Source organism: Rhizobium sp. SG741, from assembly GCF_012275435.1.
GTDB lineage: Bacteria > Pseudomonadota > Alphaproteobacteria > Rhizobiales > Rhizobiaceae > Rhizobium > Rhizobium lusitanum.
On record NZ_JAAZQP010000001.1, the window covers coordinates 492,887 to 515,916 of the forward strand.

17 protein-coding genes are annotated in these 23,030 nt (G+C 61.4%); 12 read left to right on the top strand and 5 right to left on the bottom strand.

The genetic code is table 11. The features are described from left to right. Position 1 precedes the first annotated feature (1 nt). Complete coding sequence (locus tag FHT29_RS02550; protein ID WP_047562337.1) at positions 2–868, bottom strand: sigma-70 family RNA polymerase sigma factor; 867 nt, start codon at positions 866–868, stop codon at positions 2–4. A 133-nt stretch (positions 869–1,001) separates the two neighbouring features. Between FHT29_RS02550 and FHT29_RS02555 the strand changes: the two genes are divergently transcribed. After that, positions 1,002–1,460: a carboxymuconolactone decarboxylase family protein gene (locus FHT29_RS02555; RefSeq protein ID WP_047562339.1), complete on the top strand. Its 459-nt coding sequence runs from the start codon at positions 1,002–1,004 to the stop codon at positions 1,458–1,460. 143 nt (positions 1,461–1,603) lie between these two features. On the opposite strand, the gene FHT29_RS02560 is transcribed toward FHT29_RS02555, so the two are convergent. Then, a complete protein-coding gene (locus FHT29_RS02560) occupies positions 1,604–2,515 on the bottom strand; it encodes a LysR family transcriptional regulator (protein WP_037195308.1) in 912 nt (303 codons plus the stop codon). A gap of 232 nt (positions 2,516–2,747) precedes the next feature. Between FHT29_RS02560 and FHT29_RS02565 the strand changes: the two genes are divergently transcribed. From FHT29_RS02565 to FHT29_RS02590, 6 genes are all read left to right on the top strand, one after another. Then, a complete protein-coding gene (locus FHT29_RS02565) occupies positions 2,748–3,560 on the top strand; it encodes an alpha/beta hydrolase (protein WP_047562342.1) in 813 nt (270 codons plus the stop codon). A 172-nt stretch (positions 3,561–3,732) separates the two neighbouring features. Then, positions 3,733–4,920 (top strand): efflux RND transporter periplasmic adaptor subunit, encoded by a 1,188-nt coding sequence (locus FHT29_RS02570; protein ID WP_037195304.1) that lies wholly within the window; start codon positions 3,733–3,735, stop codon positions 4,918–4,920. A 132-nt stretch (positions 4,921–5,052) separates the two neighbouring features. Continuing rightward, complete coding sequence (locus FHT29_RS02575; protein ID WP_037195302.1) at positions 5,053–8,250, top strand: efflux RND transporter permease subunit; 3,198 nt, start codon at positions 5,053–5,055, stop codon at positions 8,248–8,250. Positions 8,251–8,514: 264 nt separating this feature from the next. Then, positions 8,515–9,468, top strand: coding sequence for an NAD(P)-dependent oxidoreductase (locus FHT29_RS02580; protein WP_348644851.1), 954 nt, complete (start codon positions 8,515–8,517; stop codon positions 9,466–9,468). Positions 9,469–9,475: 7 nt separating this feature from the next. Continuing rightward, positions 9,476–11,260, top strand: a complete 1,785-nt coding sequence (locus FHT29_RS02585; RefSeq protein ID WP_047562916.1) for an IlvD/Edd family dehydratase — start codon at positions 9,476–9,478, stop codon at positions 11,258–11,260. A 134-nt stretch (positions 11,261–11,394) separates the two neighbouring features. Continuing rightward, positions 11,395–13,227 (top strand): GGDEF domain-containing phosphodiesterase, encoded by a 1,833-nt coding sequence (locus FHT29_RS02590; protein WP_037195299.1) that lies wholly within the window; start codon positions 11,395–11,397, stop codon positions 13,225–13,227. Here the strand turns inward: FHT29_RS02590 and FHT29_RS02595 are convergent. Next, positions 13,190–14,212: a YeiH family protein gene (locus FHT29_RS02595; protein ID WP_047562347.1), complete on the bottom strand. Its 1,023-nt coding sequence runs from the start codon at positions 14,210–14,212 to the stop codon at positions 13,190–13,192. The genes FHT29_RS02590 and FHT29_RS02595 overlap by 38 nt on opposite strands. A gap of 115 nt (positions 14,213–14,327) precedes the next feature. On the opposite strand from FHT29_RS02595, the gene FHT29_RS02600 reads away from it, so the two are divergent. Further along, entirely contained in the window at positions 14,328–15,209 is an 882-nt protein-coding gene (locus tag FHT29_RS02600) for a LysR substrate-binding domain-containing protein (protein WP_047562356.1), read from the top strand. A gap of 4 nt (positions 15,210–15,213) precedes the next feature. Here the strand turns inward: FHT29_RS02600 and FHT29_RS02605 are convergent, their stop codons facing one another. Next, entirely contained in the window at positions 15,214–16,023 is an 810-nt protein-coding gene (locus FHT29_RS02605) for a DeoR/GlpR family DNA-binding transcription regulator (protein WP_037195293.1), read from the bottom strand. Positions 16,024–16,337: 314 nt separating this feature from the next. Between FHT29_RS02605 and FHT29_RS02610 the strand changes: the two genes are divergently transcribed. Then, positions 16,338–17,216 carry a phosphotransferase gene (locus tag FHT29_RS02610; RefSeq protein WP_047562358.1) on the top strand — a complete coding sequence of 293 codons (879 nt, stop codon included), beginning with the start codon at positions 16,338–16,340 and terminating at the stop codon, positions 17,214–17,216. Positions 17,217–17,225: 9 nt separating this feature from the next. After that, positions 17,226–19,673: an FAD-dependent oxidoreductase gene (locus tag FHT29_RS02615; protein WP_047562360.1), complete on the top strand. Its 2,448-nt coding sequence runs from the start codon at positions 17,226–17,228 to the stop codon at positions 19,671–19,673. A gap of 79 nt (positions 19,674–19,752) precedes the next feature. On the opposite strand, the gene FHT29_RS02620 is transcribed toward FHT29_RS02615, so the two are convergent. After that, a complete protein-coding gene (locus FHT29_RS02620; protein WP_246702973.1) occupies positions 19,753–21,009 on the bottom strand; it encodes an MFS transporter in 1,257 nt (418 codons plus the stop codon). 257 nt (positions 21,010–21,266) lie between these two features. On the opposite strand from FHT29_RS02620, the gene FHT29_RS02625 reads away from it, so the two are divergent. Next, on the top strand, positions 21,267–22,142 hold the full coding sequence (locus FHT29_RS02625) for a LysR substrate-binding domain-containing protein (RefSeq protein WP_037195282.1): 876 nt from the start codon (positions 21,267–21,269) through the stop codon (positions 22,140–22,142). Between the two features lie 122 nt (positions 22,143–22,264). Continuing rightward, positions 22,265–22,966, top strand: a complete 702-nt coding sequence (gene ung, locus FHT29_RS02630) for a uracil-DNA glycosylase (protein ID WP_047562366.1) — start codon at positions 22,265–22,267, stop codon at positions 22,964–22,966. Positions 22,967–23,030 lie beyond the last annotated feature (64 nt).

Here is a 23,030-nt window from a genome sequence, read left to right on the forward strand (position 1 = left end):
TTCATGGCTCGATCAATACGATATCGAGCTTGCGCAGCTGTTGCGGATCGGCCATCGCATCGATGGTCGTAACCATGCCGTCTTCGTTGACGGTGAAGTGAAGGGCGATACGCAACTGCCCCCCGATAACCACGATGGCGCCGACCGCGCCATCGATGACGGCGAGCCGGGCTGCCTGCGCGCGGCCGTTGAAGGTTTTGGCGACATCGACACGCCCGCGGATCTCCCCGACTGATCCCATACGCGCCGCGACGGCATCCGGGCGGAAGACTGCCTCTGGATCGAGAACGGCGAGCAGCGCGTGCATGTCGCCTCCGCGCGAGGCGGCGAAGAAGGCGTCTACGACATGCCGCTGGCGGGCGAGGTCGGCTTCCATCGCGACAGGCGTTTCCTGCACGCGATGGCGGGCGCGGCTTGCAAGCTGGCGCGTCGCAACCGTGGTCCGCCCGACGATCGGGGCGATGTCATCAAAAGACACGTCGAACATGTCATGCAGAACGAAGGCAAGCCGCTCCGCCGGGTTGAGCTTCTCCAGAACGACCAATAAAGCAAGGCCGACGGAATCGGCCAGCAGCGCATCCTGCTCGGCCACGTGGGTCACTGCCGGCTCGGGGATGAGGACCGTCAACGGCTCCTCGCGACGCGATTTGCGGGCGCGCAGCAAATCGAGACAGATGCGTGCGGTGACCGTCGTCAGCCAGCCGCCGAGGTTTTCGATTTCGGACCTATCGGCCTTGAGTAGACGGAGCCATGCTTCCTGCACGGCATCTTCCGCCTCCGTCCGCGAGCCGAGCATGCGGTAGGCGACGGCGCGCAGATGCGGCCGGTTTGCCTCGAATTTTTCAGCCTGCCAGTTTTTTCCGTCCATCTGTCACATTCCCTCATCGTGTTCCGTCAAACCCATGACGAATGCAGTCCGGCCGGTGTGACACAAGATCGACAGGAAAATTCATCGTCAAGATCGAGGCCATCGTGGCGCCCGAACAATCAGAGGACAAAACATGCAAGCTCGTATGCAGAACCCCGCCGTCATCATGCCGGAAACACTGCAGGCCCTTTTGGCCGTCAGCGCTTCCATTAAGGATCGCGGCCTTTCTGAAAACACAATCGACCTCGTGCATCTGCGCATCAGCCAAATCAACGGCTGCAGCGTCTGCACCGACATGGGCTTTCGCAAGCTGCAGAAAGCGGGCGAAACGATGGAGCGCATCGTCGGGGTCTCCGCCTGGCGAGAAATGCCCTATTTCTCGGACGCCGAGCGTGCGGCCCTTGCGCTCGGCGAGGCAGTCACCCGGCTTGCCGACCGGCCGGATGCCGTCAGCGACGAGGTCTGGAACGAGGCTGCCCGACACTATGACGAGAAGGCGCTGTCCGCCCTGATCGTTGCGATCGCGATCGATAATGTCTGGAACCGGTTGAACGCAACGGTTCGCCAGCAGGCGGGAGCCTCCTGGAACTGAGCGGTCGCGAGAACCTGGCCTTCTCCCCTCAGATAGGCAGAGCAATCGTATATGAGGTGAGATCGTTGCCGCACAACTCTTCTCCCCGAGGGGAGAAGGTGCTTACGGTTGCCTGCTCAAATAGGGTAAGGCAGTTTGCTATCTCAGGCTTCTCCCACCCGCGAGGTGATCAGCAATTTCGCCAGCCAATCGACGAAAACGCGCACCTTGTTGCTCAGGTGCCGGTTGGGCGGATAGACGATGTGCATGGGCAGCGCAGGCCGGGTCCAGCCGGTGAAGATGGGCACAAGATCGCCCTTGGCAAGCGCCTCGCGGGCCATGAAGCTGGGAACCTGTGCGATGCCTAGCCCGGTCAGTGCCGCTTGGATGTAGCTGCGGCTGTCATTCACCGAAAGGATGTAGCGCGGGGTGATTTCCAGCGACTCGTTGCCGTGTTCGAAGATGAAAGGGATAGTGCGGCCCGTTTGCGCGCGGAAATAGCTGACCGCATAGTGAGCCGTCTCCAGCTCTTCCGGGCGCTCCGGGATGCCGTGCTTTTCAATATAAAGCGGCGCGGCGCAGGTAACGAAGTGGATCTCGCCGACGCGGCGGGCGATCAGCGACTGGTCGCTCGGCATGCCGGCGCGCAAGGCGCAGTCGACATTCTCGGCCAGATAGTCCACCAGTCGGTCACCAACACCGAGGTCGATATGGATATCGGGATAGCGCTGGTGGAAATCACAGAGCGCCGGCATCACGATCCTCTCGGCGAAGGCGCCGGCCATTTCGACGCGCAGGCGGCCGCTCGGCAGGCTCTGCGAATTGCTGATGCTGCCGTCCAGTTCCTCGATTTCCGAGAGGATTTGAATGGCGCGCTCGTAATAAAGCGCGCCGTCGGTCGTCACCATGACGCGCCGGGTCGTCCGGTTCAGAAGCTTGGCGTGCAGATGCGCCTCAAGCGACTGGATGAGTGTCGTCACCGTCGCTTTCGGCATGGAGAGGGCCGCGGCGGCGCGGGTAAAATTACCCGTTTCCACCACACGCGCGAATGCCCGCATTGCTGACAACTGGTCCATTCCATGATGCCCCTCGACCACAACGAAAAGGGGTCGATTGTTTGTGATTGTGAATAGTCTGATCGAATATAGGCTACTTATTCTCGGAACGGAATAACAATATGTTGTCTGTGTAATTGTTGCAATGCGGCATGGGGGCGCTAAAGACCGCATTATCGGGAACATGGTCACAGGGCATGATAAAAGCCTCTGAAAGTGATCATATTCACTCGAGCAGATAGGATTTGGGTCGATGAGTGCGCCGTGGAAAGATGTTGTGCTGGAAAACGTGCCTACGGGGCCGGTGGCAGCTCGGATCTATAACGGCGAAGGTTTGAAGAAGGCGGCACCTCTCGTGCTCTATTTGCACGGCGGCGCTTTTCTGGACACCAATCACGCAGTCGACCGGCCGGTGGCCGTAAGCCTCGCGGAAGCCGGCGCGATCGTGGTTGCCGCGGACTATACCAGCGGCAATCAGAATGCTTTTCCGCAGGTGCTCGAATGCGCCTACGGGATTCTGGCCTATCTCGGCAACAAGCGAAACATGCTTGCGCTGGGTGGAGCGAAAAAATCACTGCTGTTTGTCGCCGGAGAGGAATCGGGTGGCAATGTAGCAGCAGGTGTCGCTTTAAAGGCACGCGATCAGATGCCGGGTTCATTGGATGGACAGGTGTTGATATCGCCTTTGCTCGACCCCTTCATGGGATCGAAATCTTTCCTCCAGGCGGAGGAAAGCGGCATGCGCGAGCGCTGGACGGAGGGTTGGAACCGATACCTGGGTTTCCTGGGCGGTGTCTGCCACCCCTATGCGGCGCCTCGATACTGTTCGCGGCTTTCGGGCCTCGCGCCGGCATTGGTGCTCACGGCCGAGGACGACCCGCTCCGCGACGAGAGCATGGAATACGGCAGCCGGCTGAAAGCGGCCGGCGTCCGTGTTCGCCAGCAAGTCCTTCCCGCCGGGACAGGCTGGCCCACCCTCTACGGCGGGCAGTCGAAGGACAGGCCCTCGTGGCAGCAAGATGTTTGCTGTTGTTTCAAGGGCTTTGTCGAAGAAGTGCAGGCTTGATCGACTACAGCATCCCGATCGCGAGGGAAATCGCGGAATTGGACGGGATGTTGGAGGCAGAAAGCCGGAGTGATCTTCGCGCGGATGCGCAGTGCTTCGGACCCCAGACTGTATTGAGATATTAGGAATTTTCGGTCCCGTTTCCCAAGGCGGTGCCAAAGGAGAGAATAACATGAAGTCCAACGGTAAGCGCTGGGCCCTGTGGGGCGCCGGCATGGGTGTCGCTGCGGCTGTTGCAGGCGCAGCTTTCTATCTTGAGCTGCCACGCGGCGCTCAAGCAACCGAGGCGGCTGGCCCGGCGGCAATGCCGCCCGTCCCCGTCACCGTTGCTGCGGTAGAGCCGCGTGACATCACCTCATGGCAGGAGTTTTCGGGGCGGCTCGAAGCCATTGACCGGGTTGAAGTCCGGCCGCGTGTGGCCGGCGCAATTCAGTCGGTGCAATTCCGCGAAGGTGCCCTGGTCAAGCAGGGCGACCTGCTGGTGACGATCGATCCGGCAACCTACCAGGCGGCCGTCGCCCAGGCTCAGGCCCAGGTCGGAGCGGCAAAGGCCAGGCTTAACCTGACCAAGGTCGAAGTCGACCGTGGTCAGAAGCTCTTCGAGAACAAGACGATCTCGCAGAGCGACATGGATACGCGCGCCAGCAATTACGCCGAAGCGGATGCCAATGTGAAGGCGGCGCAAGCAACCTTGCAGACGGCGCAATTGAACCTCGACTACACGCAGGTTCGCGCTCCGATTTCCGGCCGCGTCGGCAAGATTGCGGTTACCGTCGGCAATCTGGTTGCTGCCGGTTCGTCCTCGCCGGCGCTGACGACGCTTGTTTCGGTCGATCCGGTCTACGCGAGCTTCAATGCAAGCGAACAGACGGTCACCCAAGCGCTGGCCGAACTTCCGGTCACCAATGGCGCGGCGCCCCCGGTCGAGCAGATCCCCGTGCAGATCGGTACAGCGAACGACAACGGCACGCCGGTCAACGGCAAGCTGCAGCTGATCGACAATGAAGTCGATACTGCAAGCGGCACCATCGCCGTTCGCGCCGTCTTCGACAATCCGGGCGGCCGTCTTATCCCGGGCCAGTTCGTGCGGGTGCGCATGGGCCAGCCAAAGGCCGAGAGCAAGCTCCTCATCAGCGAGCGCGCGATCGGCACGGACCAGGACAAGAAGTTCGTCTTCGTTGTTGGGGCCGATAACAAGGTTGAGTATCGGCCGATCAGTCTCGGCGATACCTCCGATGGCATGCGCATCGTCAATTCCGGCCTGAATGCCGGCGACCGGGTCATTATCAACGGCCTGCAGCGGGTTCGCCCCGGTGCCGTGGTCGATCCGAAGCCGGAAGAGAAGGTCGCCGCGAAGTAATCTGCGCGGCCGGAAGGCGAAATCTTCCGGCCGCTATTCCAATGTTTCGATTTTCAATGCTCGTGGCGCCTCGGTGGGCCGCGGGCACGGGCCTCGTGTCCTCTTGATTCACCCCCTGGAGAGGGTTCTGCCATGAACATCTCAAGATTTTTCGTCGACCGTCCGGTGTTTGCCGGGGTGCTATCGGTCCTCATCCTGGTCGCCGGCCTGATCGGCATGCGGCTGCTGCCGATCTCCGAATATCCGGAGGTCGTGCCGCCCTCGATCGTCGTCACGGCGCAGTATCCGGGCGCCAATCCGAAAGTCATTGCCGAAACAGTGGCGACGCCGCTGGAAGAGCAGATCAACGGCGTCGACGGCATGCTCTACATGAACAGCCAGGCGACCTCGGATGGTCTGTTGACGTTGACGGTCACCTTCAAGCTCGGCACTGATCCGGACAAGGCGCAGCAGCTGGTGCAGAACCGTGTCTCGCAGGCAGAACCGCGATTGCCGCAGAACGTCCGCGACCTCGGCATCACCACGGTGAAGAGCTCGCCTGACCTGATGATGGTGGTCAACCTCATCTCGCCTGACAATCGCTACGACATCACTTATCTGCGCAACTATGCGACGCTGAACATCAAGGATCGCCTGGCCCGCATCGAGGGCGTCGGCCAGGTTCAGGTGTTCGGTTCGGGCGATTACTCGATGCGCGTCTGGGTCGATCCGCAGAAGGCCGCCGAGCGCGGTCTTGCCGCCAGCGATATCGCCAACGCCGTCCGTCAACAGAACGTCCAGGCTGCCGCCGGTATCATCGGCGCGTCCCCCAGCGTTCCCGGTCTCGACGTCCAGCTTTCCGTCAACGCCCAGGGCCGTCTGACGACGCCGGAAGAGTTCGGCAACATCATCGTCAAGAGCGGCGCAAACGGTCAGATCACGCGTCTGCGCGATGTCGCCCGCGTCGAACTCGGCGCGTCGGACTATTCGCTGCGCTCGCTGCTCGACGGCAAGCCGGCGGTCGCCGTTCCCGTCTTCCAGGCCCCGGGATCGAACGCGATTACCATCTCGGACAATGTCATCAAGACCATGAACGAGCTGCAGACGGCGATGCCCGATGGCGTCAAGTATGAGATCGTCTACGATACCACTCAGTTCGTGCGTGCCTCGATCGACAAGGTCGTCCATACCCTGCTCGAAGCCATCGCGCTGGTCGTCGTCGTCGTCATTCTGTTCCTGCAGACCTGGCGTGCCTCGATCATTCCGCTGATCGCCGTTCCTGTCTCGATCATCGGTACTTTTGCGGTGATGTATGTCTTCGGCTTCTCGATCAACGCGCTCAGCCTCTTCGGCCTGGTGCTGGCGATCGGTATCGTCGTGGACGACGCCATCGTGGTCGTGGAGAACGTCGAGCGCAATATCGAGAACGGCCTCAGTCCGCGTGACGCAACCTATCGCGCCATGAAGGAAGTCTCGGGTCCGATCATCGCGATCGCTCTCGTGCTGGTCGCCGTCTTCGTACCGCTTGCGTTCATCTCCGGTCTGTCGGGCCAGTTCTATCGTCAGTTCGCCTTGACGATCGCCATCTCGACGGTGATTTCTGCGTTCAACTCGCTGACCTTGTCTCCGGCTCTGGCGGCTCTTCTCCTGAAGGACCACCACGCGCCGAAGGACATGCTGACGCGGGTGATGGACGTGACATTCGGCTGGTTCTTCCGCGGCTTCAACAGGGTGTTCAACCGTGGTTCGAATGCCTACGGCAAGGGCGTCGGCGGCATCCTGTCGCTGAAGAGCCTGGTCATGGTCATCTATATCGCTCTGATCGGCGCAACCTACTTCCTGTTCCAGACCGTTCCGGGCGGCTTCGTGCCGCAGCAGGACAAGCAGTATCTGATCGGCTTCGCGCAATTGCCTGATGGCGCGACCCTCGACCGGACGGATGACGTCATCCACCGCATGAGCGACATAGCCATGCAGCAGCCGGGCGTCGAGCATGCCATCGCCTTCCCGGGCCTGTCGATCAACGGCTTCACCAACTCGTCCAACGCCGGCATCGTCTTCGTGACCCTGAAGGCGTTCGAGGAGCGCACGACGCCGAATCTGTCGGGCGGTGCCATCGCCATGCAGTTGAACCAGAAGTTCGCCGGCATCCAGGACGCCTTTATCGCCATGTTCCCGCCGCCGCCCGTTCAGGGTCTCGGCACGACGGGCGGCTTCAAGATGCAGATCGAGGATCGCGCCGGCCTCGGCTACCTGGCGCTTGACCAGGCCAACAAGGCATTCCTCGCCAAAGCCTATCAGGCGCCGGAGCTTACCGGCCTGTTCTCGAGCTACCAGATCAACGTGCCGCAGCTTTATGCGGACCTTGATCGCGCCAAGGCCGAGCAGCTCGGCGTCTCGGTGACGGATGTCTTCGATACGCTGCAGATCTACCTGGGTTCGCTCTATGTCAACGACTTCAACGCCTTTGGTCGTACCTACAGTGTGCGTGTGCAGGCAGACGCCCAGTTCCGTGCTCATGCAAGCGACATCGGCCAGTTGAAAGTCCGTTCGGCATCGGGTCAGATGATCCCGCTGTCGGCGCTCTTGAAGGTCGAGGCCAGCACCGGTCCCGAGCGGACGACGCGTTACAACGGCTTCCTCGCCGCCGATATCAACGGCGGTCCGGCTCCGGGCTTCTCGTCCGGTCAGGCACAGGCGGCCGTGGAGCGTATCGCCAACGAAACCTTGCCCAAGGGCATCAGTTTCGAATGGACGGATCTGACCTACCAGCAGATCCTGGCCGGCAGCTCGGGTATCATCATCTTCCCTTTGGCCCTGCTGCTCGTTTACCTCGTGCTGGCTGCCCAGTATGAGAGCGTCACGCTGCCGCTTGCGATCGTCATGATCGTGCCGATGGGCGTGCTGGCTGCCTTGACGGGCGTCTGGTTGACGGGTGGCGACAACAACATCTTCACGCAGATCGGCTTGATGGTGTTGGTGGGCCTCTCGGCGAAGAATGCGATCCTGATCGTGGAATTCGCCCGCGAGCTGGAGTTGGAAGGCCGCAAGCCGGTACAGGCCGCTATCGAGGCCAGCCGCCTGCGTCTGCGCCCGATCCTGATGACCTCCATGGCCTTTATCATGGGCGTCGTCCCGCTCGTTACCTCCACCGGTGCCGGTGCCGAGATGCGTGCGGCCATGGGCGTGGCGGTGTTCGCCGGCATGATCGGCGTGACCTTCTTCGGCATCTTCATGACGCCGGTATTCTACGTGCTGATCCGCAATCTGACGGGCAACCGTCCGCTGAAGCAGCACCATCACAACGACAACGACCATTCGGCCGAGGTGCTTCCGATCGCCGCCGAATAGAGTGGTACTCCGGTGCCGGATACGTTCACGGGCGGGACCGCAAGGTCCCGCCCTTTTTGTTTTTGTGCGGCCACTTTTTCACTCCTGCCGCTTCGATCATCTGATTTTTTGAAGAATTTGCCGTATGCGCGCCGATTTCTTTTGCATGCGGGCACCATAGGTTTATCAAGCTCTTGGATGAGTTGATTGACGTGCGTCGGGCAAGAGGAGTTGCTCTTGACGCTCGAGGCTCGAGGAGGATTGCGTGCATGACGTCCTTGCCGAATCGATCGGCATAATCGGTGGCCGCGCGATGGCGGGGCCGGCACAAATTTATGTCGGAGGGCGCTTGCCATGAGCGGCAGAAAGATCGCTTTTCTCGGAACGGGTCTGATGGGAGCGCCGATGGCGCGGCGGCTGCTGGCCGCCGGCTTTCCGGTCACCGTCTGGAATCGCGACCGTAGCAAGGCCGATCCCTTGGCGGATGATGGCGCCACCCTCGCCGCCACTGCCGCCGAGGCGGCGCGGGGTGCATCGGTGCTCTTTACCATGCTGACCAATGGCGGCGCCGTCAGCGAAGTCCTGTTCGGCAGCGGGGTGGCCGACGCGCTGGAGCCAGGTGCCGTTGTCATCGACAACAGCTCGATATCGCCGGCGGTCGCGCGTGAACACGCATTCAAGCTTGCCGAACGCGGCATTCGGCATATCGATGCGCCGGTCTCCGGCGGTGTGGCAGGCGCTATGGCCGGAACTTTGGCCATCATGGCCGGTGGCGATGCCGATATCATAGACAGCGTTCGCGATGTGATGGCACCGCTCGGTCGCGTGACTCGCGTCGGGCCAAGCGGCACCGGCCAGCTTGCCAAGCTCGGCAATCAGCAGATCGTCGCGGTGACCATCGGTGCCGTCGCGGAAGCGATGTTGCTGGTCGAAGCCGGTGGTGGATCGCGCGAGGCGTTCCGTGCCGCCATTCGCGGTGGTTTTGCTGAAAGCAGAATCCTGGACCTGCACGGTCAGCGCATGATCGAGCGTAATTTCGAGCCGGGCGGAACGGCCCGCAATCAGCTGAAGGATCTCGATACGGTTCTTGCTGCCGCGCAAAGCCTGTCGCTTCACCTGCCGCTGACTGAAATCGTCAGGACCGAATTTGCCGAATTCGTTGAAAATGGCGGCGGCGAACAGGATCACAGCGGTTTGCTGCAGCATTTGGAAGACAAGAATGCCCGAGGAAAGGCTTGAGGAAAAGATGAGCGATAAGGGTGCATCCAGGCGTCGCCTGCGTTCCCAGGATTGGTTCGACAATCCGGATCACATCGATATGACCGCGCTCTATCTGGAGCGCTTCATGAATTACGGCATCACGCCGGAAGAGCTGCGTTCGGGCAAGCCGATCATCGGCATCGCCCAGAGCGGCAGCGATCTCACTCCCTGCAACCGCCATCATCTCGATCTTGCCAAGCGCGTGCGCGACGGCATTCGCGACGCGGGCGGCATTCCGATCGAATTTCCGACCCATCCGATCTTCGAGAACTGCAAGCGCCCAACGGCCGCGCTCGACCGCAATCTCGCCTATCTCGGCCTCGTCGAGGTGCTCTACGGCTATCCGCTCGACGGGGTTGTGCTGACGACCGGCTGCGACAAGACCACGCCGTCGGCGCTGATGGCGGCCTCCACCGTGAATATTCCGGCGATCGTGCTGTCAGGCGGGCCGATGCTGGATGGCTGGCACGATGGCGAGCTTGCGGGGTCCGGCACGGTGATCTGGCGTTCGCGCCGCAAGCTGGCGGCCGGAGAGATCGACGAAGAGGAATTCATGGAGGCGTCACTCGCCTCTGCTCCTTCGGTGGGTCACTGCAATACGATGGGAACGGCCTCGACCATGAATGCGATGGCCGAGGCGCTCGGCATGTCGCTTACCGGCTGCGCGGCCATTCCCGGCGCCTATCGCGAGCGCGGTCAGATGGCCTACCGCACCGGGCGGCGCGCCGTCGAACTGGTACTCGAGGACATCAAGCCGTCCGACGTGCTGACGCGGCAGGCCTTCCTGAATGCCATCCGGGTCAATTCCGCCATCGGCGGATCGACCAATGCGCAGCCGCATTTGGCCGCGATGGCCAAGCATGCCGGCGTCGAGCTCTATCCCGACGACTGGCAGGTGCATGGTTTCGACATTCCGCTTCTGGCCAATGTGCAGCCTGCGGGTGCCTATCTCGGCGAACGCTTCCACCGTGCCGGCGGCGTACCCGCCGTGATGTGGGAGCTGCTGCAGGCCGGCAAGCTCGATGGCGACTGTCCGACGGTGACCGGCAGGACGATGACAGAGAATCTGAAGGGGCGCGAAGCGACGGATCGAGAGGTTATCCGCCCCTTCGCGGCGCCGTTGAAAGAGCGGGCCGGCTTCCTCGTGCTGAAGGGCAATCTCTTCGATTTCGCCATCATGAAGATGAGCGTCATATCGGAAGACTTCCGCCTTCGTTATCTGCAGGAGCCGGGCCAAGAAGGCGTGTTCGAGGGCAAGGCGGTGGTCTTCGACGGATCCGAGGACTATCACAGGCGCATCAACGACGCCGATCTCGGCATCGACGAGAGAACCATCCTCGTCATCCGTGGTGCCGGGCCGATCGGCTGGCCGGGATCGGCCGAAGTGGTCAACATGCAGCCGCCGGACGCGCTTCTGAAGCGCGGCATCCGCAGCCTGCCCACAATTGGCGACGGGCGTCAGTCGGGCACGGCCGACAGCCCCTCGATCCTCAACGCTTCGCCGGAGAGTGCGGCGGGTGGAGGGCTTGCCTGGTTGCGGACCGGCGATATCATTCGTATCGATTTCAATCACGGGCGCTGCGACATGCTGGTGGACGAAACGGAAATCGAGCGTCGAAAGGGCGATGGCATCCCGGCCGTCCCGCCCGACGCAACGCCATGGCAGCGCATCTATCGCCGCTCCGTGACGCAGCTGTCCGATGGTGCCGTGCTCGAGGGCGCGGCCGATTTCCGCAACATCGCGGCCAATCCGCCGCGGCACAATCATTAGCTAAGGATATCGAGGGAAATCGCAGACTAGGTCACGACACGCGCGCGGGCATTAAAGTTCGTGTAAGGGAGTAGTGCAAATATATCAGTTGCATGTGCGTAATCTCTCAATGTGTCCCAAGGGGGTGAAGCCGGTTGGCAGAGGCGGCGTCAGGGCGAACAGAGGAAGAGTTCCAGGACCTTTTGAGAAGGCTGGAGCTTGCGCTGGAGGCGTCTCAAATCGGTGTCTGGCAGCACAATATCAAGGATGAGGAACTGCTCTGGGATCCCCAGATGCACAAGCTCTACGGGACCGGTCGCCAGGATCGCAAGGTATCGTCCGATGTCTGGCTGAAAGCCCTGCACCCCGAAGACGTTGAGGAGGCGCTTAGCGACTTTCAGGCCGCCCTTGGCGAAAGGGGTTTCTATAACTCGCAGTTTCGCGTCGTCCTGCCGGGCGGAGAGGTGCGGCATCTGCGCTCACGCGCTCATTTCTATGAAGGTCCCGATGGTGCGCCGTCCTTCATCGGTGCGGAATGGGATGTCACCGCCGACGTCCTGCTCAATCGCGAGCTCAGCAGCCAGAAGGCCATCGCCGAAGCGCGCGCGGTGGCGCTCGAGCAAAGCCGCGCGCGTATCGAGCATGCCGCCGATCACGATTATCTGACCGGCCTTCCCAATCGACGCTATTTCGACCGGCGGCTGGCCGAATTGCGCAAGGATAATGCCGGGCAGACATTGGCCGTGCTCCATATCGATCTCGACGGCTTCAAGGAGATCAACGACAAATGGGGCCATGCGGCCGGGGATGCGACCCTGCAGAGCGCGGCCGCGCGTATCTCCGGCGCGATCACCGCCAACGACATTGTGGCCCGTGTCGGCGGCGACGAATTCGTCGCTGTTTTGGCCAATGTCGGCAGTGCCGAAAAGCTGGAAGCCATTGCGGACGATATTCTCTCGCGATTGCGGCGCGAAGTGCGCTTCGGCAATGAAATGCTGCGGATCGGCGCATCCGTTGGCGTGGCCTCAAGCCGGGCTGACCGCGCGGGCAATCTGCTGGCGGAATCCGACGTGGCGCTTTTCCAGGCCAAGAAGCTCGGGCGCAATCGGGTCGAATTCTTCACGCCGCAGCTCCAGTCCGATCTGCACACGGAACGTCAGTTGGCCGACGAGTTGCGGTTGGCGCCTGTGCTGCGTCAGATCGAGCCTTTCTATCAGATCCAGGTGGATGCGCGCAGCCGCCACATCGTCGGGCTGGAGGCGCTGGCACGCTGGCGGCATCCGGAAAAGGGACTGTTGAACCCGGCAGCGTTCCTCAAGGTTGCAGACGAATATGGGCTGACGGCCGAGATCGATGCCGCTGTGTTGAAGCGCGCGCTTGCCGATCGCGCCGCCTGGGTTTCGCAAGGTATCACGCCGCCGCGCATTGCCGTCAACATTTCCGGACGCCGGCTTGCCGACCCCAATTTGATCGAGGGGTTGCAGGCGCTCGAGATACCGCGCCAGGCCATCGCCTTCGAACTGGTGGAAACCATTTTCCTCGACGATCCCGATGACAGGGTGCTGGCCAATATCGATGCGATCAAGGAGATGGGGATCGATATTGAAATCGACGATTTCGGATCGGGTCATGCTTCGCTGATCGGTCTGGTCAAGCTGAAGCCGAAGCGGCTGAAGATCGACCGGCAGCTGGTGACGGCGATAACCGTGTCAGACGAGCAGCGCCGCCTCGTCGGCTCGATCGTCGAAATCGCCCGGACATTGAATGTCGAGGTTATCGCCGAGGGTGTCGAGACCGAAGAGCATGCGTGCATTCTGGCAGAGGTCGGCTGCGATGAACTTCAGGGTTACGCCATCGGCTATCCTTCTTCGGAGAGCGATACCGCCGCTTTGCTGAAATCGGCCCGCACATCGGGCAAGAACCGATCCTCGGCTGGTGGCGGTGGGCGGACTACTGGATCTGCAAGGCGACGATCAGAGCGTAGCTGATGGCGCCCAGCATTAGCAGCGACAATGTGGCCGCTACGATCACGCGGCCGCCGGCATGGGCAACCGAGCGGATATTCACCGACAGCCCGAGTGCCGCCATCGCGATGACAGTCAGGATGCCTGAAACCGATTCCATCGGGGCGATCAGCGCGTCCGGAATGAGGCCGAAGGAGCGCAGTGCCATCAGCCCAAGGAAACCGCAGATGAACCACGGAACCAGCGAGTGATGATGGCCGCTGCGTCCTTTCGTGTCTGTCGTTTCGACCTTGGTGAGGATGCCGAGCAGGAAGATGACCGGTCCCAGCATCAGGACACGCACGAGCTTGACGAGTGTGCCGGTCTGAACGGCGAGAAGGCCGACCGGGGCCGTGGCGGCGAGCACCTGGGGTACGGCGTAGACGGTGAGCCCGGCCAATGTGCCATATTGCGGTACGCTCATGCCAAGATGAAAATAGAGAAGCGGCAAGAGGAATACAGCCGCAATGCCGAGTACGGCGGTGAATGCCAGGGCTGCCGCGATTTCCTGCGAGTTCGCCTCGATCACGGGGGCAACGGCGACGATGGCCGAATTGCCGCATATCGAGTTGCCGCAGGCGATCAGCGTCGCCAGCTTCGGCGGCAGGCCGAGCAGCCGCCCGATGAGATAGGTGGCCGCGATCGAAAGGACGACGACGATGGCGATGCCGGCAATCAGCCAGACGCCCGCGCCCCGGATCGCCGAAAGGCTGATGGATGCGCCGAGAAGGACGATGGCGATTTCCAGCAGGATCTTGGCGCTGAAATCGATACCTGGCCGCATGGCCGGCTTCAGCGGTTTGATGGTGCAGACGACGATGCCGAGCGCGATGGCAAGCACCAGGCTTTCGATCCACCTGCCACCGAAAATGCCCTCCTCAATGTGCTCGCCGGCATAGGCAAGAAGCGCAACGACGCAAGTGAGTGCAAGGCCGGGAAGTATCTGGTTTGCGCGCTGAGCATGGGACATGTCGTACTGCCGTTCGTTATTCCGATTGAGTGACGGCTGGAAAGTCTCATCTCCCGATGTGGACATCCATCGAATATTATCCTACGTTTCGTTCGATAAATTAGAATGATTTCCCATGACCTTCGAGCAACTTGCCATTTTCGTCGCCGTCGCCGAGCGGGAACATCTGACGCATGCCGCGGAAGCCATTCATCTGACACCCTCGGCTGTCAGTTCGGCGATCAAGAACCTTGAAGCCTATTATGGCGTGGAGCTGTTTCACCGCGTCGGCAGGCGGATCGAGCTCACGGAGACGGGCCGCTCCTTCCTCGGCGAAGCCAAGGCGACGCTGGCCCGCGTGCGCTCGGCCGAACTGATGCTGTCCGAGCTGGGCGGTCTGCAGCGCGGTCAGCTCAGCCTCTATGCCAGTCAGACCATCGCCAGCTACTGGCTGCCGCCGTTGCTGATGCGGTTTCATCGTGACTATCCCGGCATCGAACTGGACCTGACGATCGGCAATACGCGCACCGTCACCGAAGCCGTCATCAATGGCGCGGCCGAGCTCGGTTTCATCGAAGGTGAGGTGGATGCGCCGGCCCTGTCGATGACGATCGTTGCGCAGGATGCGCTGGTCATTGTCGTGCCGCCACACCATCCCTGGGCGGATGGGCGGCAGCTGGCCGCGGCCGATCTTGCCAGCGACACATCCTGGGTAATGCGCGAAGAGGGTTCCGGCACCCGATCGGAATTCGAAAATGCGGTTGCCAAGCTTGGCGCTTCGCCGGGCGATCTCAGGGTGGCGCTCGTCCTGCCCTCGAACGAGGCCGTGCTATCAGCCGCCTGCGCGGGACAAAGCGCGGCCGCTATTTCCAGCGCGGCGGCCAGGGCCTATCTCGGGCAGGGTCTGCTTGTTCAGGCCCGCTTCGATATGCCCGTCCGCAGCTTCCGATTGCTGCGTCATAAGGAGCGCCACGCCAGCAAGGCGGCGCTGACGCTGGAAGCCATGTGCAAGGGTTAGCCGCTTACCGCCGCTCCATCCGCTGCCGGTTGGCGATCACGAGTTCGATCTCGTTGCGCTCCAGCATGGCCCGGATGTCCGGCGGCGGCATGTCGTCGGTGACCAGCACGTCATAGGTTGCCGGTTCGTTGAGAACGACCGGCGCGGTGCGGCCGAACTTGGCGCTGTCGGCAACGATGATGCGGTTTTCGGCGCGGCTTGCGGCTTCTCGAGAGTATTCCGCTTCCTCGAGATCGTGCAGCATGAAGCCGGACGTGGCATTGACGGCGCCGACGGACAGCACGGCATGACGCACATTGAAGCGCCGCAGGAAATTGGCCGCTTCCATGCCGAAAGTGCCGCCATCGTGACCACGCAGCTCGCCGCCGGCGAAGAAGACGCGGTTGCCATTGCGGGTGGCGAGCGCATGGGCCACAGACACGGCGTTGGTGACGACGAAGAGGTTCTGGTGCTTTTGCAGCGCAACGGCGATGAAAGCCGTGGTGGAGCCGACATCAAGGAAGAGGGTGTCGCCGTCCTTGATCATCGCCGCGACGGACGCGGCTATCATCCGCTTTGCTTCGGCATTCTCGTTCATCCGCAGGTGCAGCGGCGGCTCGATCATGGCGTCCTTGATATGGACGCCGCCATGCACCTTGGTCACGAGGCCATTGGCCTCCAGACTGCGGATGTTGCGGCGAATGGTTTCTTCCGAGACGCCGAGCCGTTCGGCGAGGAATTGAATGCGGCTGGCGCCGCCGGCCAGCCGCAGCTCCTCCAGTATCTCCCGTTCGCGATGATTGGAATGAAGCGGCGGTTGGGAGGTGCCCGGCATGGTCCTGATCCTATTAGGGGTATGATCCCAAAATGTGCGAGCGGCTTGCTGATCGGGCAGTCATGCGACGCCGGAAAGTGGCGTAAAGATGCAAGCTCGATCCATTTGCCTCGCGTGTGAGTTTTTAAGTCAAATCTCACTTACGGTGAAGCGCTCTGTTGCGATATCCATAGCTCATGCGATGGCGTTCCTTTTCGTCAAACCAACAAAAAGCCAAATATTCGTTTCCTTTTGTGGGATGATGCTTGACAAGCCTCCGTTGGTGAGGAACCCTTCCATTATCGAGGATACACGGTCGCAACGTCGGAGGGGGGATGATCGCAACGGCTGAAGACAAGATACAGTCTCTTGGCATTTGGCACGGGCCGATCGATATCGCCCCGCTCGTCGGCGGCATCACCAATCGCAATTATCTGGTCAGCGACGGCGGCCGGCGCTTCGTCGTCCGGCTTGGCTCCGATATTCCCATTCACCATATCAGCCGCGTCCACGAGGTGGCTGCGAGCCGGGCAGCGCATGCGGCCGGTCTTTCGCCGGCCGTCATCCACCATGAGCCCGGCATATTGGTGCTGGATTATATCGATGCAAAGCCGCTCTCTGCCGACGGTGTCCGCGATCCCGCGATGTTGGCGCGCGTCGTGCGCCTCGTCCGTTCCTGCCATCGCGATGTCGCCGGGCATTTTCGCGGGCCGCCCGCGATCTTCTGGGTCTTTCATGTGGTCAGGGATTATGCGGCCGCACTCGATGCCGGCGGTAGCCGGCACAAGCCGTTGCTGCCGTCCTTTCTCGATATAGCGCAACGGCTCGAACAGGCGGCCGGCCCTTTCGACATCGCCTTCGGCCATAACGACCTGCTGGCCGCGAATTTTCTCGATGATGGCAAGCGGCTTTGGCTGATCGACTGGGACTATGCCGGCTTCAACACGCCGCTCTTCGATCTTGGCGGCCTAGCCTCCAACAACGAATTCTCCGAAGCGCAGGAGAGCGCCATGCTGGAAACCTATTTCGAAGCGCCGATAAATGACGATCTGCGTCGGCGCTACCAGGCGATGAAATGCGCTTCGCTCCTGCGCGAGACGATGTGGAGCATGGTTTCGGAAATCCATTCCGATATCGATTTCGATTATTCTTCCTACACAAACGAAAATCTGCGGCGGTTCGAGAGCGCCTGGCAGAGTTTTCGGAATTCTTGAGGTGACGCAATGAAGGAACTGCCGAACACTGCAAAGACCGTCGTCATCGGCGGCGGCATCATCGGCTGCTCGACGGCCTATCATCTCGGCAAGCTTGGCTTCACCGATACCGTGCTGCTGGAGCGCAAGAAGCTGACCTCGGGCACCACGTTCCACGCCGCCGGCCTTGTCGGCCAGTTGCGCACCAGCGCCAATATCACCCAGATGCTTGGCTACTCCGTCGATCTCTACAAGAAGCTTGAGGCCGAGACCGGGCTTGCCACCGGCTGGAAGATGAATGGCGGGTTGCGTCTCGCCTGCAACGAGGAGCGCTGGACCGAGGTCAAGCGGCAGGCGACGACGGCGCAATCCTTCGGCCTGCAGATGCATCTGCTGACGCCCAAGGAGGCTTTCGATCTCTGGCCGTTGATGGATATCGACGATCTCGTCGGCGCCGCCTTCCTGCCGACCGACGGTCAGGCCAATCCTTCCGATATCACCCAGGCGCTGGCGAAAGGCGCCCGCATGAGCGGCGTCTCGATCTTCGAGGATACGGAGGTTCTGGATCTCGAGATCGACAAGGGCCGGATCCGCGCCGTCATTACTGACAAGGGGCGGATCGAATGCGAGCGCGTCGTCGTTTGCGCCGGACAGTGGACGCGGACGTTTGCCGGTCGCTTCGGCGTCAATGTGCCGCTCGTCTCCGTCGAGCATCAATATCTGATCACCGAGTCCTTCGGCGTGCCCTCCAACCTGCCGACGCTGCGCGACCCGGACAGGCTGACCTACTACAAGGAAGAGGTCGGCGGGCTGGTCATGGGTGGCTATGAGCCCAACCCGATCCCCTGGGCGCTTGATGGTATTCCCAAAGATTTCCACTACACGCTGCTCGACAGCAATTTCGATCATTTCGAGCAGATCATGGAGCAGGCGCTGGTGCGCGTGCCGGCCCTGCAGACGGCCGGCGTCAAGCAACTGCTCTGCGGCCCCGAGAGCTTTACGCCCGATGGCAACTTCATCCTCGGCGAGGCGCCGGAACTGAAGAACTTCTTCGTCGGCGCCGGCTTCAACGCCTTCGGCATCGCCTCTGCCGGCGGCGCGGGCATGGCGCTCGCCGAATGGGTGGTAAAGGGCGAGCCGCCCTACGATCTCTGGCCGGTCGATATCCGCCGCTTCGGCCGTCCGCATTTCGACACAGACTGGGTACGCACGCGCACGCTGGAAGCCTATGGCAAGCACTACACCATGGCCTGGCCTTTCGAGGAGCATTCCAGCGGCCGACCCTGCCGCAAGTCGCCGCTCTATGATCGCCTGAAGGCGCAGGGCGCCTGTTTCGGCGAAAAGCTCGGCTGGGAGCGGCCGAACTGGTTTGCCGATCTCTTTACGGGCGAGGAGCCGAAGGACGTCTACACTTATGGCCGTCAGAACTGGTTCGATGCCGTCGGTCGTGAGCATAAGGCGGTTCGCGAGGCCGCCGTCATCTTCGACCAGACGTCTTTTGCCAAGTTCGTGTTGAAAGGCCGGGATGCGGAGGCGGCGATCTCGTGGATCGCCTCCAACGACGTCGCCAAGCCTGCGGGCGCGCTGACCTATACGCAGATGCTGAACGATCGGGGCGGCATCGAGTGCGATGTCACAATTGGCCGTATTGCCGAGAACGAGTTCTACATCACGACGGGCACCGGCTTCGCCACGCATGATTTCGACTGGATTGCCCGAAATATTCCAGCCGACCTGCATGCCGAACTGGTGGATGTGACCTCCGCCTATTCCGTGTTGTCGCTGATGGGGCCGAAATCGCGCGAGATATTGCAGACTGTCACATCGGATGATGTTTCGAACGCCACTTTCCCCTTTGGCAGGGTGAAGACGATCGGTATTGCCGGCTGCCCGGTGCGGGCGCTGCGCATCACCTATGTCGGCGAACTCGGCTATGAGCTGCATGTGCCGGTGGAATATGCCGGCACTGTCTATGACGTGCTGATGGCGGCCGGCCGCGAGCATGGCCTCATCAATGCCGGCTATCGCGCCATCGAAAGCTGCCGGCTGGAAAAGGGCTATCGTGCCTGGGGTTCCGATATCGGGCCGGATCATACGCCGATCGAGGCAGGGCTTGCCTGGGCTGTGAAGACGAAGAAGGATGTCGCATTCCGCGGCCGAGAGGCGATCGAGCGGCAACTGGCATCAGGCGTGAAGAAGATGCTTGCCTGCTTCGTGCCCGACGATCCGCAGACCGTGCTGCTCGGCCGAGAGACGATCTACCGCGACGGCCAGCGCGTCGGCTGGCTGTCGAGCGGCGGCTATGGCTACACGATCGGCAAGGCCATCGGCTATGGCTATGTCCGTGACCCCGGCGGGGTGACGGAGGATTTCGTGCTTTCCGGCCGCTATGAGCTGGATGTCGCGCAGCAGCGCGTGCCATGCCAGGTGTCGCTGAAGCCGCTTTATGATCCGCAGATGGTGCGGATCAAGGGGTGATTGCGGAGGGGAGGCGGTTGTGAGACAGGATCCAAGGGAACTGTGTCGTAAGCTGTCAGCCTGCTCCGAGACTATGACATCAGGTTTCAGCCCTTTGTGTTGTGTGGTCCATTCGGCGATGTAGCAGCAGAAGGCCAAGAAGCGTGCAGAAGGCAAAGATTGAGATCGCAAAGGCCAGCCATAGGGCGGCATGAGGACCGGCAGACGTCATGATGGCGGTGAACGCGGGTGGAGCGACGGCAAACGAGAGATTGAGCGGCACGGCCAGCTGTGCCGATGCGCGAGCATAGGCGCCGGCGGGGAAAATCTGGAGCGGCAGCGTCGCTCGGGTGACGGCGGTGATACCACTGGCAATTCCATAAAGCGTGGCGAAAAGCATGGCGCCGATGAAATTGTTGGTTAGGAGAAGAACGATGAAGCTCAGCGGAAACAGGGCAGAGGCGGCAACACCGGTGACGAAGCCTGACCATCGCCGGCCGCCGAGGACGTCGATCATGCGCCCCGCCCATCGAGCAATACCGATGAAGGCTGCGGCCGCCAGCGCACTGGCGTGATCGAGCCCCGCAGCCTCGAACAGAATGATGATGGTGAGGGCAAATCCCCAGGTTACGAAGCCGTTGGCGGCAAAGCTTGCGGCCAGCAGGACGAATCTCGGCCTGTCGATGGAAGCAGGCTCGGTCGTCGCCTTCGCAGCCGATTTTTCCGTGGGGCGGTGCGCAAGCATGGTCCAATGCAGTGGCATGCAGACAAGGAGCATGAGGGCGGCATAGACCAGCGTCGTCGTGCGCCATCCCCATTGAGCTTGCAGAAGGCCTGTCAGCGGCCAGACGATGGTTGATGTCAGCCCACCGGCAAGTATCAGCACGCCGAGCGCCTGGCGCGCTTTCTCGCCGGCGATCTCGGTCACCGCGATCTGCGCCGGTGTCGTTAACATGCTGGCACCGGCGAGCCCGAGAATGATCCACGACAGGACATAGGGTGCCGGACCATTGGCCAAGCCCATGACCAGCAGACCGGCTGCGCCCAGAAGCGACCCCCAAACCATAATCGGGCGGGCGCCGTGCCGCTCTAAGATGGCGCTCAGCGGCCAGGACACCATGGCCATCACGACGAGCATCACTGTCGGTCCCGCCATGACCATGGGCAGGGCCATGCCCAGTTCGCCGGCCATGGCAGGTCCTGTGACAGCGGGCAACCAGAACGTGGCGCCCCAGCCAATGAACTGGGTCAGCGACAGGGCGGCAACGGCCCGGGCTGTGGGCGAGCGGAACGGCATCCCTGCAACTGGCGCGGAAAGCGCGATCAAATCGCGGCCGTGATGTCGAAGGGGAGTCATTAAAGACCTCTGAGTGCGAGTAGCTTTTGTTTCTGTCAAGGAAACGACGAAGGACCGGTGCTTCCGTCAGCAGATTTTGTCGATGTGAGGCCTAAAGAAAATAATGCTGCCCCAGCGACTACCCATGCGACGGCTTTGGTATCTGTGTGATTGGCGTGAGCACATCTCATTTTCCTGGGAGCCTTTTCGCCTTCGCTTGTGCTAGATTTTCGCGTGATGCTCAAACGAGGAATTTGAGGGGAGCCTGAGGAAAATTCATGCAGGAAAAGCATCGCGTCTCTCTCAACGCCATCAGGGTATTCGCAATCGTGGCGCGCACCGGAAGTCTGACGGCCGCGGGCGCTGAACTCGGTGTTACCTCCGGCGCGGTAAGCCACCAACTCAAAAAACTCGAAGACGAGCTTGGGGTGGGCTTCTTCCGCCGAGGAAATAACACCATTTCACTGACCGACGTGGGACGGCGGTTCTATGAGGAGGTCGCGCCGGCGATCGGACTCATCGAGCGTTCGGCCGATGCCCTTTATCGCGACGAAAATGAAATCAGCGTCCACGCGACGACGTCGCTTGCGCTGCGTTGGCTCATCCCGTCACTGGATCGTTTTCGCGCCCTCTGCCCACAGGTCCGCGTTCGGGTGGAAACGAGTTCTGCGCGAGGTTTTCCAACCGTCCCGGACTCTGACGTCAGCATCCGTCATTTCCGGATAGGTGAGGCGGCCGAGGGATGGGAATTCCTTGCTCGCGACTTGCGCCGCCCGGTTGTTTCTCCGAGCCTGCTGGCAAGGGATGCCAGTCAGGAGATTGCCGTTCCGGACATACCGGCTCTTCAATGCTGTGTGGGAAACTGGGACTGGAAGCTCTGGTGCGAGACGTTTGATATTTCGCCAGCAGACCTTTCTCTCGCCCATGCATTCGACACGGACGACGCTGCTCTTCATGCCTGTGTTGCCGGTCTTGGGATGTTACTCGCGCCGACAATTCTGACAGGCAGGGAAACGAAGTCGGGCGCGTTGGTCACGCTACCCGGATATGAGCCAGTGGAGACCGGAACATATCGTTACCAGCGCCGCTCGGAATCGAGAGCAGTCCGGCAATTCTGCGGCTGGATGGATACCGAAATGCGGAACCTCGAATGAAAGGCTTCCGTGCATGCGCCCTGAAAACTGTGATCTCCCCATCGCAGCATCCGCCATTTTCTTGACACGCCCTCGCTTTCATCCTCAATCGGCATGCTGACAACAGACGGAGGCGAGAGACGATGGCGGAAGCGGGTATCAAGCTGGAGGAAAGCTGGAAAGAGGCGCTGTCTCCGGAATTCGAAAGCCCCTACATGCAGCAGCTCAAATCCTTTCTTGTCGAGGAGAAGCAGCGTGGCAAGGTGATCTTTCCGCGCGGCAGCGAGTATTTCCGGGCGCTGGATCTGACGCCGCTCGATGAGGTGCAGGTCGTCATTCTCGGGCAGGACCCCTATCACGGCAGCGGTCAGGCGCATGGGCTCTGCTTCAGCGTTCGCCCCGGCGTGCGCATTCCGCCGTCGCTTGTCAATATCTACAAGGAGCTCGAGACCGATCTCGGCATTCCGCCAGCGCGGCACGGCTTTCTGGAAAGCTGGGCGAAGCAGGGCGTGTTGCTGCTCAACAGCGTGCTGACGGTCGAGGAATCGCAGGCCGCCTCGCATCAGGGCAAGGGCTGGGAGCGCTTTACCGATGCCGTGATCCGCAAGGTCAACGACGAATGCGATGGCGTCGTCTTCATGCTCTGGGGCTCCTATGCACAGAAGAAGGCGGCCTTTGTCGATACCGAACGCCATCTGGTGCTGAAGGCAGCCCACCCATCGCCGCTGTCTGCCCATAACGGTTTCCTCGGCTGCCGGCATTTTTCCAAGGCCAATGCCTATCTGGCTGAGAATGGTCGAGAGCCGATCGATTGGGCGCTGCCGAGCAATCCGGGCAATAGCTAAGCTCATATTGAACGACCTCTATCCGTCGTTCAACAATTGAAGACAATCCGTTTGGCACTTGGGG

What these genes read in the sequence shown, in the direction of transcription:
- FHT29_RS02550 (WP_047562337.1), bottom strand. Translation starts at nt 868, where the DNA reads ATGGACGGAAAAAACTGGCAGGCTGAAAAATTCGAGGCAAACCGGCCG.
- FHT29_RS02555 (WP_047562339.1), top strand. Translation starts at nt 1,002, where the DNA reads ATGCAAGCTCGTATGCAGAACCCCGCCGTCATCATGCCGGAAACACTG.
- FHT29_RS02560 (WP_037195308.1), bottom strand. Translation starts at nt 2,515, where the DNA reads ATGGACCAGTTGTCAGCAATGCGGGCATTCGCGCGTGTGGTGGAAACG.
- FHT29_RS02565 (WP_047562342.1), top strand. Translation starts at nt 2,748, where the DNA reads ATGAGTGCGCCGTGGAAAGATGTTGTGCTGGAAAACGTGCCTACGGGG.
- FHT29_RS02570 (WP_037195304.1), top strand. Translation starts at nt 3,733, where the DNA reads ATGAAGTCCAACGGTAAGCGCTGGGCCCTGTGGGGCGCCGGCATGGGT.
- FHT29_RS02575 (WP_037195302.1), top strand. Translation starts at nt 5,053, where the DNA reads ATGAACATCTCAAGATTTTTCGTCGACCGTCCGGTGTTTGCCGGGGTG.
- FHT29_RS02585 (WP_047562916.1), top strand. Translation starts at nt 9,476, where the DNA reads ATGAGCGATAAGGGTGCATCCAGGCGTCGCCTGCGTTCCCAGGATTGG.
- FHT29_RS02595 (WP_047562347.1), bottom strand. Translation starts at nt 14,212, where the DNA reads ATGTCCCATGCTCAGCGCGCAAACCAGATACTTCCCGGCCTTGCACTC.
- FHT29_RS02600 (WP_047562356.1), top strand. Translation starts at nt 14,328, where the DNA reads ATGACCTTCGAGCAACTTGCCATTTTCGTCGCCGTCGCCGAGCGGGAA.
- FHT29_RS02605 (WP_037195293.1), bottom strand. Translation starts at nt 16,023, where the DNA reads ATGCCGGGCACCTCCCAACCGCCGCTTCATTCCAATCATCGCGAACGG.
- FHT29_RS02610 (WP_047562358.1), top strand. Translation starts at nt 16,338, where the DNA reads ATGATCGCAACGGCTGAAGACAAGATACAGTCTCTTGGCATTTGGCAC.
- FHT29_RS02615 (WP_047562360.1), top strand. Translation starts at nt 17,226, where the DNA reads ATGAAGGAACTGCCGAACACTGCAAAGACCGTCGTCATCGGCGGCGGC.
- FHT29_RS02620 (WP_246702973.1), bottom strand. Translation starts at nt 21,009, where the DNA reads ATGACTCCCCTTCGACATCACGGCCGCGATTTGATCGCGCTTTCCGCG.
- FHT29_RS02625 (WP_037195282.1), top strand. Translation starts at nt 21,267, where the DNA reads ATGCAGGAAAAGCATCGCGTCTCTCTCAACGCCATCAGGGTATTCGCA.
- ung (WP_047562366.1), top strand. Translation starts at nt 22,265, where the DNA reads ATGGCGGAAGCGGGTATCAAGCTGGAGGAAAGCTGGAAAGAGGCGCTG.